The sequence below is a fragment of the Pseudomonas sp. MF08817 genome (assembly GCF_059862705.1).
The window spans coordinates 1-11984 of the sequence record NZ_JCBCUY010000014.1; the positions used below are offsets into that span (position 1 = coordinate 1).

The window sequence follows — 11984 nt, forward strand, 5'->3', positions numbered from 1 at the left end:
CATCACCCATGTGGCGGTCAATAACCTGGGCGCGCTCATGGCCGCGCACTGGGGCGAGCCTGGCCTGGCGCACGGCACCTATTGCAACCGCTTCATCGCCCTTGCGCCGGGCGTGCCGGTCACCCCCGCACGCCTGCCCAAACCCTTGGCCCAGGGTGTGCAAACCGCCACGGTGGTGGGCGTCGAGCAGCATGCGATTACCAGCCACCGCGACCATCACGTGCGGGTGCAGTTCTTCTGGCAGCGCGGCGAGCGCCCCTTGGCTGGTGGGCGGCCGGACGCCGGGGGGAGCAACAGCCACGCCCCGGGCGATGAAACCAGCGGCACGTGGGTGCCGGTGAGCCAAGCGCTGGCGGGGGCGAACTTCGGCCAGCACTTCACCCCGCGCATCGGCAGCGAAGTGCTGGTGGACTTTTTCAACGCCGACATTGACCAACCCGTGGTGGTCGCCCAGCTCTACAACGGGGTCGCCACACCGCCGTTGGCGGCCTCCATCAGCGGCGTGCACACCCAGGTGCTGGACGGCCAACCCGCCAGCCAATGGCAGTTGGACGACAGCCCAGGGCAACTGCGCCAGGGGTTGCTCAATGACACCGCGCAGAGTCGCCTGGCGTTGGGCTACCTGGTGGCCACCCAAGACACCCAGCGCGGTGTCTACCTGGGCCGGGGGTTTGCCCAGTCCACCGGCGGTTGGGGGCAGGTTCGTGCGGGGGATGGCCTGCTGCTGTCCACCAGCCTGCAACCCCGGGCGGGTTCGACCCAAATGAATATGGAAGCGGCCCGAGGCCAGTTACGCGGCGCCATCGCCGCCGCCGAGCGGCTCGACCAAGCTGCCCGGCAGGCATTGGCAGGTGCCGCAATGGCGTCTTGCACCGCGGCCTTGAGCGAGGCGCTCGACCCTCAGGGCGACGCCCGCTACCCCGCCCAGGTCAACGGCCAGGACGCCACCCAACCCGGCAGCGGTTTACCGGTAGAACGCTTCGGCGCCCCGCACCTGGTGCTGGAAACCCCGGCCGACCTGCTCCTCGCCACGCCCGCCAGCAGCAACGCCTTTGCCGCGCAGCAGCTGCAACTGACCAGCCAGCACGACCTGCACCTAAACGCCGGGCACAACATTGCGGCCATCAGCAGCGCCAACCTGCACCTGTACACCGGCGAAGGTGGGGCCAAGGTCATCGCCCAGGAAGGGGCGGTCGGCCTGCAAGCCCACGCCGAGCGCCTGGAGCTACTGGCCGACCAAAGCGCCACCTTCACCGCCACGGCGGGGCGCATCGACCTGATCGCCAAGGACACCCTCGTCCTCCAAGCGGGGGCCAGCCGCATCACCCTGCACGGCGCGGATATCACCTTTGCCTGCCCCGGGGTGTTCAGCGTCAAGGGCAGCGAGCATCCGTTGCTGAACGGGGCAAACAACCAGCCGCAAATACCCGCACTGCCCAGGTCGCAGGCCATGCCGGGGCCGGCGGCGCAGTGGGTGGCGGTGAACTATCGAGATGAGCAAACCCGTCAAGGCATTCGCGAGGCGGATTATCAAATTCAGCAACACAAGGGCCCCCAACACGCCGGCAACTTGAAGCCCCAAGGCGACGCCCGCCACGACAACGTGCCGCCGCAGCAGGTGGCCCATGTGAAATATCGGTTGCCGCCCGATGAGAACGAATCAAACCGCGCGGCCCCCGAGGACATCGCCAAAGTCACCTCCGTTCAATCGAGAGAACGTTCATGAACCAGATAGTCAAAAATGATGCGGGCACCCAGGTTCCCGCCGACGACGTCCGTATCGCCCTGGCCTATGTCACGGGGGCGCCCGAGAGGTTGTTCGACGCCAGCATCGACAGCGCCCTCTGGCTATGGGAAGCCATTCAAGGGGATTTCAACCAGGACCGCAGCACCGGGCAAATCGCCTTCGACGCGGCGGTTTCCATGGTGCCGCTGGTGGACCAGATCTGCGACATGCGCGACTTGGTCGCCAACTGCCGCGAACTGCAAAAAGACCACAGCAACACCTGGGCCTGGGTCGGCCTGTGCCTGACCCTGATCGGCCTGTTTCCGGTGCTCGGTTCCCTGGTTAAAGGTGTGCTGAAAATCTTCTTCCTGTTTATCCGCCGCTCGGGGGGCCATGCCGTGGAGCAGGCCGTGGACGAGGCGATGACCTGGGTCATCACCCTGCTGCGTAAAAAGGAAGTGGTGAAGTACTGGCGTGGCATGAAATGGGGCCAGGTGTTCCAGACACTGGCCGACGCCATCAAAAAGGTGCGCAACCAAATAGACGTCTTGAGGTTACTGCACGCCTTCGACCGGGGCATTGCCCTGCTCAACACCCTACTGGGCAAAGTCAAATACGTCCCCGGGGCCGCCGCCAAGGCCGAACAAACCCTGAACATGGTCAAGGCCGTGCGTTTGCAAGCCAACGCCCATATCGGCAAAGCCCTGCAACCGATACGCGACGCCCTCGACATCGTGATCCGCCGGTTGGAAATGGAAGACCTGATGCAGCATCGGGCGATCCTGAACACGGTGAATGTGCACTTTCACGGCGGATTGCCCGAGGCACTGGCGGTGAAATTGATGCGGGATGCGAAGCCGTTGCCGGGGTGGTTGAGTCGGGGGAGGCCGGGGGAAAGGTTTGCTCCGCTAGATCCAAGCAAGAAAATCAAGGCTGTCAACGAGAGCGTTAAGCTCGGCTTTCCAAGCCTTGATGCTAAACAGATCAAAACCTTTGCAGAGGGCATGGAGGCAGTTGAACTGGTCGGCCCCCTACGCCTTTACCGCATCATAGGCCCCGGCAGTGTCGCCAGCGCACAGGACTGGGTCACGGAAGCCGTGTTCAAGCAAATCATGGATTCAGCCAACCCCAAGTCTGCCTGGCGCAAGTACCTGGCGGTGTGGCCGGACTGGAACGTCAATGGCCAGTTCGTGGTGTACGAACTCAAGGCCGGGGAAACCCTCAAGGTCTGGAAAGGCCCCGCGGCGTCCCAGGTCAAGGATGGGGAAATGGAACTAGGTGACCGCTATCTGGAAGGCGGCTGGGAGCAAATCAAGTTCGATGCCAAGTTCATCCGTAATAGCGCGGGCGAAAGCACCGCTGAAGCCTTCGACACCCTGACCTACTACCGCGTGGATCGCCAGACCGGTCGCATGGAACCTGCCCCGGACATGAACTACGAGCGTTACAAGAACCTGTCGTCAGAAGAACAGGAGTTCTATGAATGCCTGCGCGAAAAAATCAATCATCCCGCCATCAGCGGCCCCTTTGATACCGCCTGGGGCATGACCGACTTTGATACCCAACTTAATAACGTGCGTCTCGGCCTGCCCAACTTGCCCGGCCAAGTAACGGAGTTTAAAAAATGAATCCGATTTATCCGATGACCCCAACTTATCACCTGTCGCTTTGGCAGAAACGCCAGGCAGCAATGCTCTATTACTACTCGTCGCAAAGTTACTTGGACGCGTTGTTGCCGAAGATCGAAGAGTTGATCGTCATGGCTGAGATGCTTTTGGAGCGCCGTTCGATTCTCGACCCCCTGATGGTCAGCGAACGCTGGGGCGTGCGCGACACCGCAGCCAACTGGAGCACCGGCGGTTTTCCGGCCTTGATTGCCTACAGGCAAAGCACGATGTGGCATATGGCCAAGCGCGCCGACCAGTGCTACGGCATTACAGGAACCAATCAATGCGCTCATCTGTTGGGCGAACTTTCAATGCAATGGGCCACTGCAGAACAGGAAAAGGAGTTTCGCGAACGGGCCGATGAGGTTTTTTCCTATGGGTTCCATATTGACGGTGTCATGGAAGGGTATTGGGACGATGCGTCATTTTGGTGGCGATGGATAAGAGATAAGAAGAATTTCCCTCACTTGCCCAAATTCAAAGTCCACTTCGATATTCAAGGAGAAACTGGGGAAGTACCTATTCGTACCGGCGTTTATGTTCCCCAAGATGATCCTAATGGCGCCCTACAATTTGGCTGGACGGGAGGCGGAGAGGGCATGTTTATGCCCCTCAAAAAATGTAAAACCCTCAACAATATCGGCCTGGACGCGCTGAAAACCCTTGGCCGTGCTGGGTTGTGGGGGGACGAGGACGGTTTGCGCAAGTTTATCCGGCAACCTCAATACGCCAACACGTTCAAAGTTGAAGGTGATGCCCAAGACCAGGTCATGGAAAAAGCCTTCACTTACCGTCCCTGCAAGTGGTACTTCGTCGAACTTCTCGAAGGCGAGTTTGAAGACAGCGACCCCGACGCCATGGCCGATGCACCCGGCAGCGAGCCGCAGCACCCGCCGCGCAAAGCCAGCGGCGAGCCGTGCCCCCACGCCGGTTGGTGGTTCAGCCCCGCCCGTGAGGGTTCGCGGCAGTATTTCCGTGATGGCGCAATTTTTCCCAAGCTGGAAGGCGACTACGGCTACACCTTCTGGCTCTGGAGCCCGGATCAGTCCCGGCCAACACTTTGATCGTTAAATGCAGGCCAGGTGAACCCGCCTGGTCTGCACTGCCCGGGCACACAACATGAACGCTCTTTATCCTATGACCCCGACTTATCACCTGTCCCTGTGGCAAAAACGCCAGGCAGCCATGCTCTATTACTACTCGTCGCAAAGTTACTTGGACGCGTTGTTGCCGAAGATCGAAGAGTTGATCGTCATGGCCGAGATGCTTTTGGAGCGCCGTTCGATTCTCGACCCCCTGATGGTCAGCGAACGTTGGGGTGTACGCGATACGGCAGCCAACTGGAGCACCGGCGGGTTTCCAGCCTTGATCGAGTAAAGGGAAAGCACGATGTGGCATATGGCCAAACGCGCCGACCAGTGCTACGGCATCACGGGAACCAATCAATGCGCCCATATGCTGGGCGAACTTTCGATGCAATGGGCCACTGCAGAACAGGAAAACGAGTTTCGTAAGCGTGCAGAGCAAGTATTTCGGTACGGCTATGATATTGATGGCGTTATGCAACGATCGTGGAACGACGCTGTTTTTTGGTTTGCATGGCAAGAAGTCAAAGAGCTCTTCCCCCAATTGCCTAAGTTTAAAGTTCATCTGGATATTGAAGGTGAGACGGGGAAAGTACCTGTTCGCACGGGTGTGTACATTCCTCAAGATGATCCCAATGGCGCACTACAGTTTGGTTGGATTGGAGGGGGGGAGGGCTTCTTCAAGCCCCTGGAAGAATGCCAAACCTTTAACGAGATTGGTTTGGAGGCATTGAGCTCGGTGGGACGGGCCAAGCTATGGGTAGACGCCTCTGCGATGTTGAACTTCGTCAAGCAGCCACGCCATGCCAATGTTTTCCCTTACTCAGAGGATCCTGCTTACTACCAACTGGGCAATAAAATCTTCACCGAACGTCCCTGCAAGTGGTACTTCGTCGAACTTCTCGAAGGCGAGTTTGAAGACAGCGACCCCGACGCCATGGCCGACGCGCCGGGCAGCGAACCGCAGCACCCGCCGCGCAAAGCCAGCGGCGAGCCGTGCCCCCACGCCGGTTGGTGGTTCAGCCCGGCCCGTGAAGGTTCGCGGCAGTATTTCCGTGATGGCGCGATTTTTCCCAAACTGGAAGGCGACTACGGCTACACCTTCTGGCTCTGGAGCCCGGACCAGTCCAGGCCAACGCTGTGTTGAGCCCGATGCTGGCAATGCGGGACACCTGCTTTGTGGGGCTCCCAGACCCAGACGGCTTTCCACGGGGGGGGAGCTGGAATGGGCACGTTGACGACACAATCACGCCAGGTTTTGCACAAAGCGCGCAAAATAGAGTGACCTGTGAGTCACAAAGCGCATCTTCACTGTATCGTGTGAAACGGGTAGGCGGTCGCCGGGCCTTTGCAGGGTCGATTTCCATGGGCACGGCAACCACTCGCGGCGCGTTTCTCATGTCGTGAAAGCCCCCGTTTATTGTCAGCACCGCACCCCCCGTGGCGCGGTGTTTTTCAGTTATCTGAGTATTGGGAAGCCACAATGATTGGCATAAAAAGCATCGCCAGTTACGTGCCAGCGAGTGGGCTTGATAACTACGCCCAAGGTGCAAAATTCGAGAAGGATGAAGAGTTCATCCTCGGCAAGATCGGTTCGGCGTTCCTGCCGCGTAAGGACGCCGACCAAGAAACCTCCGACCTGTGTGTCGAAGCCGCCCGGGCGTTGTTCGCCAACAACCCTGATTTGCGCCCTGAATCCATCGACGTGCTGATCGTCGTCACCCAGAACGGCGACGAAGAGGGCCTGCCCCACACCGCGGCCATCGTCCAGGACAAATTGGGCCTGCCGACCAACGTGGCGGCGTTCGATATCTCCCTGGGCTGCTCCGGCTACGTCTATGGCATCTATGCCATCAAAGGCTTCATGGAAGCCACCGGGCTGAAAAACGGCCTGCTGATTACCGCCGACCCGTACTCGAAAATCGTTGACCCCGAAGATCGCAACACCACCATGCTTTTTGGCGACGCCGCCACCGCCACCTGGATGGGCGAAGACGCGGCTTGGCAGTTGGGCAAAGCCAAGTTCGGCACCGACGGTTCCGGGGCGCCGCACCTGAAAGTCAGCGACGGCGTGTTCTATATGAACGGCCGCCAGGTGTTTAACTTCGCCCTGCTTAAAGTGCCGGCCCATTTGCACGAGTTGCTCGCCGAATCCAGCCTCACGCCCGACGACATCGACGCCTTCTGCATCCACCAGGGCAGCGCGGCCATCGTCGACGCCGTGGCACGACGCTTTGAGGGTGAGCCGCAGAAATTCCTCAAGGACATGGTCGAGACGGGCAACACCGTGTCCTCGAGCATTCCGCTGCTGTTGGAAAAGCACGTGCTCAACGCCGACTGGCAGCGCGTGGCCATCAGCGGCTTTGGCGTAGGCCTGTCCTGGGGCTCGGCGATTCTCTACCGCCCTTGAGGGCTTGAACCCGCCCCTCACAAAAACGCCCATGGCCGCAAAAGCCCTGGGCGTTTTTTTATGGCTTGGCCTGTTGTGGGTCTAGCTCTGTGGAATGTGCTCTTTTGGAATATGTCGCTGTGGGAGCGAGCCTGCTCGCGATGGCGGCCCACTTGCCAGGCACCCCGTTGTGCTATCGCGAGCAGGCTCGCTCCCACAGCGTTATCCCCCGCAGAGGTGTTTGGTTGCCCGATTCCCCTGGCTAAATCCTTGAAAAGCAAAGGGGTGGCACCTTGCTAGTAAAAAAAATCAAAAAAGCCCTCAAGCAACCTGCTTTCACGACGATAACTATTACGAAGGTTCTCTAGGCCACACCCGGCGGTTGCCAGGGCCGGAAGCCGCAGTATCCAACTCACGAGGATTTCGTCATGGCAATGTCCGTAAACACCAACATCACTTCCCTGGGCGTCCAGAAGAACCTGAACAAAGCATCCGACGCTTTGAGCACTTCGATGAACCGTCTGTCCTCCGGCCTGAAAATCAACAGCGCCAAAGACGACGCCGCCGGCATGCAGATCGCCAACCGTCTGGGCAACCAGGTCAAGGGCTTGAACGTAGCCATCGCCAACGCCAACAACGGTGTTTCCATCGCCCAGACTGCTGAAGGCGCGATGCAAGAATCCACCAACCTGCTGCAGCGTCTGCGTGAACTCGCCCTGCAGTCTGCGAACGGTGATAAAAGCGACGCTGACCGTGTTTCCCTTCAGCAAGAGTTCACCGCGAAAGTGGGCGAGCTGACCCGTATCTCCAACACCACTACTTTCGGTGGTCGTAACCTGCTGGACGGTTCGTTCAACAACGTAGGGTTCCAGATCGGCGCCAACGCCAACGAAACCATCTCGTTCGGCATGACCGACATCAGCGCTACTGGCCTGAAAGGTAACTTCAGCGAAGCTACCGTCAACAGTGCTGCCTTGTCTGGTTTGAGCGCTACTGCTACAGGTTCGACAGTGCCGATGAAGGCTAGCGTAACGGGTACTGGACCAGCGGCGACTACTGCTGGCGATAAATTCACCATCAACGGTACAGAAGTCACGCTGACTAATGCATCATCTGGCAAGCCTGCTGGTGACGCAGCAGTAACCGCGATTAACGCAAAAACGGCTGAGACCGGCGTTACAGCTGCTGCTGATGCTGCAGGCCTTCTGACCCTGACCTCGAATAAAGACATCATCGTTGGCGGTACTACCGCTGTGTTGGGCACAGTCGGCTTAACGGCGAAGACTACTGCTGCTTTGCCCCCGCAAGCTAGCGTATTAGGTGGTACGCCCCCTGGTACGACTGCTGCTGGCGATAAAATCACCATCAACAATACAGTGATCACCCTTGGCGTTTCGACGGATGCTATTACTTCTGGTAGCCTCGCAGCAATCGAGATCAACAAGAAGACGGCTGAGACCGGCGTTACTGCTTCTGCCAATGCTGCAGGCGCTTTGACCCTGACCTCGAAGAGTGACATCACCATTGCCGGTGCGGATTTGACCAAAATCGGCTTGACGGCTTCTACTACTGGTGCATGGGATAAAGAGACATTATCCACTGCTGGTGGCATCACGGTTAATGGTAAGGATGTAACCTGGTTGGCCAATGCGACCATGAAAACAGTGTTGAGCAGTATCGCAGCTCAAGCAGGCGCTGGTGCTACTGCCACCGTTAAAGACGGTCGTGTGACGCTCACTTCCGGCGATGGTAAAGACATCAAGTTGGCCAACACCCAGAGCGGATCGTTGTCTCAATTGGGCCTGTCGGCTGGCACTTCCCAAGCCAAGTTGAAAGACGACACCTCGATTGATGTCAACGGTGTTGAAGTCAAGTTCAAGAAGGGCGATACCTCCGATGCGATCGTGGCTTCGATCAACAGCGCCAGCACCGGTGTAAACGCCAGCAAAAACGCTGACGGTACTCTGAACCTGTTCGCTGACAAAGACATCACCGTCAAGGACGGCAGCGCTGGTACCGGTCTGGCAGCATTGGGCTTGACCGCTGGCACCAAGGCTGCTGTGACCATGGAAACCACCGTTTCCGACCTGAACATCCTGTCGGCTGCCACTTCGCAGCAAGCAGTTCAGGCTCTGGACGATGCCATGCAGCAGATCGACAGCCAGCGTTCGCAGTTGGGTGCGGTGCAAAACCGTTTCGCCAGCACCGTGGCCAACCTGCAGAGCATTTCGCAGAACTCCACTGCCGCCAAAGGCCGTGTAGAAGACGCTGACTTCGCTTCTGAAGCCGCTGAACTGACCAAGCAACAAACCCTGCAACAGGCTTCTACCGCGATCCTGTCCCAGGCCAACCAACTGCCATCCGCTGTACTGAAGCTGCTTCAGTAATATCGGCTAGCGGTTAACTAACGGAAGGGCGCGTATACGTGCCCTTCCGTTTTTTCAGTTTGGAGGTGATGAAATGGACATGAGCATCAAGCTGAACTCGACTTACCCGGCTGGCGCAACCCAAGCCAATCAGGCCAATAATGCCTCTACTGCTCAGGCCAAGCCTGCGGTTGAGACTGAGCCGGCCTCCGCCGAGGAGCCGCAACGCATGGCACTGGAAAAGGCTGTAACCGATATTCGTGAGTTTGTGCAGGCGACCCAACGTAACCTGGACTTCTCCATCGATGACACCACCGGCAAAGTGGTCGTCAAAGTCATCGCCACCGACAGCGGTGAAGTGATTCGACAGATTCCATCGGAGACCGCGCTGAAGCTGGCGCAGAACCTGAGCGATGCCAGCAGCCTGCTGTTTGAAGCAAAGGCTTGAGTTGGCACGAAACATGTTTCTGATTGCTGCTTGGGCGTTAGTACGCCAATAAAGCGGCAGCCGCAGGACAAGGAGAATAGCAAATGGCTAGTTCAACGATTTCCGGCCCAGGTTCGGGCTACGACACGCAAGCCATCGTCAAGGCGTTGGTGGGTGCTGAGCAGGCGCCCAAGCTGGCCCAGATCACCGCTCAGCAAAAAGATGCGACTATCCAGCTGTCGGCTGTCGGTTCGGTGAAGAGCGCGCTGGAAACTTACCGCGCGGCGATCACCAAGTTGAACAACGTGGCCTCGTTCAACGGGCTGGCCGCTACTACCTCTGAAGAAAAAAACGTCAAGGTCACCCTGGGTGAAGGCGCGTCCAGCGGTAAATACACTGTGCAGGTCACGGACCTGGCAACTTCTTCGAAAGTCACCAGCAAGGTGATCGAGGGCGGTGCTTCGGGCAAGGCCAATGCCAGCGATGAAACTCAGACGCTGACCATTAACCAGTCGGGTAAAAGTTACGACGTGCTGGTTCCTGGTGGTGCGACGCTGCAGCAGTTGCGCGAATCCATCAATACCCAGCTTTCCGCCCAAGGCATCAGCGCCAACGTGCTGAGTGATGCCAATGGCGCACGTCTGGTCATCGGCTCCAACACCAGTGGCGTAGGCACCGACATCACCCTCAGCGGTGACTCGGACCTGGCCACCGGTTACGACGCGGGTAAGCCGGCGCAGAACGCCAAGTACACCATCGACGACATCGCGATGGAGTCCACCAGCAACAAGGTGACTTCCGCCATCAGTGGTGTGACCCTGGATCTGGTGGCTGTTGAAAAGGACAAACCGACCACCATCACCGTGGCCAGCAACACCGACACGCTGAAGACCTCGGTGCAGTCGTTCGTCACCGCTTACAACGCCCTGATGACCTCCATCAATACCCAGACCAAGGTCACCGCCACGGGCGATGCCTCCACTACCACGGCGGGCGCCTTGACCGGCGATGCGTCGATGCGTCAGTTGGTTGCCAGCTTGCGCAGTGAGCTGGTCAACGGATCGGGGGCGGGCACCATCAGCAGTCTGGCCCAGATGGGTATCACCACCGACCAGAAAACCGGGTTGCTGAGCCTGGAAGACAAAACGTGGGACAAGGCGGTGGTTAAAGGTGCTGGCGATATTGCCAGTCTGTTCACCGGTGATACCGGTTTGATTTCCCGCATGAACAAGACAACTGCTAGCTATGTCGGCACCACCGGCACTCTGGCGTCGCGGGTAACGGACCTCAACACCAAGCTAACCGACCTGACCACCCAGAAGACCGATCTGGATCGGCGCATGGAAGCCTTGCAGAAGTCCCTGAGCGCTAAGTACACGGCGATGGACACCATGATCGCCCAGATCAACGCCAGCAGCTCCAGCATCATGACCACCCTCAACTCGTTGAACAATCCGAAGTCGAGCTGATTTTTCGAGGCGTTTAATGCGCCGAAAAAGCATGTGTCAGCGGTCCGGGTCTTAGAAGTCTGGATTAAAGTTTTTTGCGGTGCAGTCGAAAAACTGGTTAAGCAAACCTATCGACTGTGGCCTGTAACGAGGTAACAACATGAACCCTATGAGAGCCCTTCGCCAATACCAGAAGGTCAATTCCCATGCCCAGGTGTCCGAGGCCAGTCCTCATCGCCTGATCCAGATGCTGATGGAAGGCGGCCTGGAGCGTCTAGCCCAGGCCAAGGGTGCAATGGCGCGTGGCGATATCCCGCAAAAGTGCCTGCTGATGTCCAAGGCCATCGACATCATTACCGGCCTGCGACAGGGCCTGGATGAGGACAAGGCTGAAGACCCGGCCGCGATCCAGCGCCTCGCCAGCCTGTACGACTATATGAATACACGCTTGGCGCAAGCCAACGTGAGCAACGACCCGGAAATTATCGACGAAGTCGCCCGCCTGCTGATCACCGTTAAGACCGGATGGGATGCCATCGCGCCACAATAAGGCCGCACGCCTTGAGGAACACATGTCATGAGCCATGCACTGCAACGGATCGATGAAACCCGTGACGCCCTGATCGGCGCGTTGGCGGAACGCAATTGGGATGCCATCGGCGAATTGGATCTGGGCTGCCGTGCCTGTATTGATGAAGTGCTCAGCGAGGCGCCGGTCGACGAGGGCGCGCTGCGGGAGAAACTGGAGAGTCTGCTGGTGGTTTACCAGCAGTTGCTTGAGGTGACCACCGGCGAGCGCCAGGCGATTTTCGAAGAGATGTCGCAGATCAACCAAGCTAAAAATGCGTCAAAGGTTTACCATCTGTTCGGCTGAAC

Annotated in this window: 11 protein-coding genes; all 11 read left to right on the top strand. The window is 58.5% G+C overall.

The window, feature by feature from the left end:
* Positions 1-1726, top strand: a 1726-nt coding sequence (locus AC19YR_RS10490; RefSeq protein ID WP_500598343.1) for a DUF2345 domain-containing protein, incomplete at its 5' end; no start/stop codon positions are given.
* On the top strand, positions 1723-3354 hold the full coding sequence (locus tag AC19YR_RS10495) for a hypothetical protein (RefSeq protein WP_500598345.1): 1632 nt from the start codon (positions 1723-1725) through the stop codon (positions 3352-3354). The genes AC19YR_RS10490 and AC19YR_RS10495, both read left to right, overlap by 4 nt.
* Entirely contained in the window at positions 3351-4457 is a 1107-nt protein-coding gene (locus AC19YR_RS10500) for a hypothetical protein (protein ID WP_500598346.1), read from the top strand. Before AC19YR_RS10495 ends, AC19YR_RS10500 begins: the two co-directional genes overlap by 4 nt.
* 55 nt (positions 4458-4512) lie before the next feature.
* Positions 4513-4770, top strand: coding sequence for a hypothetical protein (locus tag AC19YR_RS10505; protein ID WP_500598347.1), 258 nt, complete (start codon positions 4513-4515; stop codon positions 4768-4770).
* A 21-nt stretch (positions 4771-4791) separates the two neighbouring features.
* On the top strand, positions 4792-5625 hold the full coding sequence (locus AC19YR_RS10510) for a hypothetical protein (RefSeq protein WP_500598348.1): 834 nt from the start codon (positions 4792-4794) through the stop codon (positions 5623-5625).
* Positions 5626-5961: 336 nt separating this feature from the next.
* The gene (locus AC19YR_RS10515; RefSeq protein ID WP_095110703.1) at positions 5962-6888 is read left to right on the top strand and encodes a ketoacyl-ACP synthase III; all 927 of its coding nucleotides are present in this window, start codon (positions 5962-5964) and stop codon (positions 6886-6888) included.
* 407 nt (positions 6889-7295) lie between these two features.
* The gene (locus tag AC19YR_RS10520; RefSeq protein WP_500598349.1) at positions 7296-9254 is read left to right on the top strand and encodes a flagellin N-terminal helical domain-containing protein; all 1959 of its coding nucleotides are present in this window, start codon (positions 7296-7298) and stop codon (positions 9252-9254) included.
* A 73-nt stretch (positions 9255-9327) separates the two neighbouring features.
* Positions 9328-9681, top strand: a complete 354-nt coding sequence (locus AC19YR_RS10525; RefSeq protein WP_490624760.1) for a flagellar protein FlaG — start codon at positions 9328-9330, stop codon at positions 9679-9681.
* Positions 9682-9764: 83 nt separating this feature from the next.
* Positions 9765-11129, top strand: a complete 1365-nt coding sequence (gene fliD / locus AC19YR_RS10530) for a flagellar filament capping protein FliD (protein ID WP_490624761.1) — start codon at positions 9765-9767, stop codon at positions 11127-11129.
* A 139-nt stretch (positions 11130-11268) separates the two neighbouring features.
* Entirely contained in the window at positions 11269-11658 is a 390-nt protein-coding gene (gene fliS, locus AC19YR_RS10535; RefSeq protein ID WP_490624762.1) for a flagellar export chaperone FliS, read from the top strand.
* Between the two features lie 27 nt (positions 11659-11685).
* Positions 11686-11982, top strand: a complete 297-nt coding sequence (fliT, locus tag AC19YR_RS10540) for a flagellar protein FliT (protein ID WP_490624763.1) — start codon at positions 11686-11688, stop codon at positions 11980-11982.
* Positions 11983-11984: the final 2 nt, after the last annotated feature.

Excerpts from the sequence above, each read along its gene's own strand:
- AC19YR_RS10495 (WP_500598345.1), top strand. The coding sequence starts at position 1,723 with ATGAACCAGATAGTCAAAAATGATGCGGGCACCCAGGTTCCCGCCGAC.
- AC19YR_RS10500 (WP_500598346.1), top strand. The coding sequence starts at position 3,351 with ATGAATCCGATTTATCCGATGACCCCAACTTATCACCTGTCGCTTTGG.
- AC19YR_RS10505 (WP_500598347.1), top strand. The coding sequence starts at position 4,513 with ATGAACGCTCTTTATCCTATGACCCCGACTTATCACCTGTCCCTGTGG.
- AC19YR_RS10510 (WP_500598348.1), top strand. The coding sequence starts at position 4,792 with ATGGCCAAACGCGCCGACCAGTGCTACGGCATCACGGGAACCAATCAA.
- AC19YR_RS10515 (WP_095110703.1), top strand. The coding sequence starts at position 5,962 with ATGATTGGCATAAAAAGCATCGCCAGTTACGTGCCAGCGAGTGGGCTT.
- AC19YR_RS10520 (WP_500598349.1), top strand. The coding sequence starts at position 7,296 with ATGGCAATGTCCGTAAACACCAACATCACTTCCCTGGGCGTCCAGAAG.
- AC19YR_RS10525 (WP_490624760.1), top strand. The coding sequence starts at position 9,328 with ATGGACATGAGCATCAAGCTGAACTCGACTTACCCGGCTGGCGCAACC.
- fliD (WP_490624761.1), top strand. The coding sequence starts at position 9,765 with ATGGCTAGTTCAACGATTTCCGGCCCAGGTTCGGGCTACGACACGCAA.
- fliS (WP_490624762.1), top strand. The coding sequence starts at position 11,269 with ATGAACCCTATGAGAGCCCTTCGCCAATACCAGAAGGTCAATTCCCAT.
- fliT (WP_490624763.1), top strand. The coding sequence starts at position 11,686 with ATGAGCCATGCACTGCAACGGATCGATGAAACCCGTGACGCCCTGATC.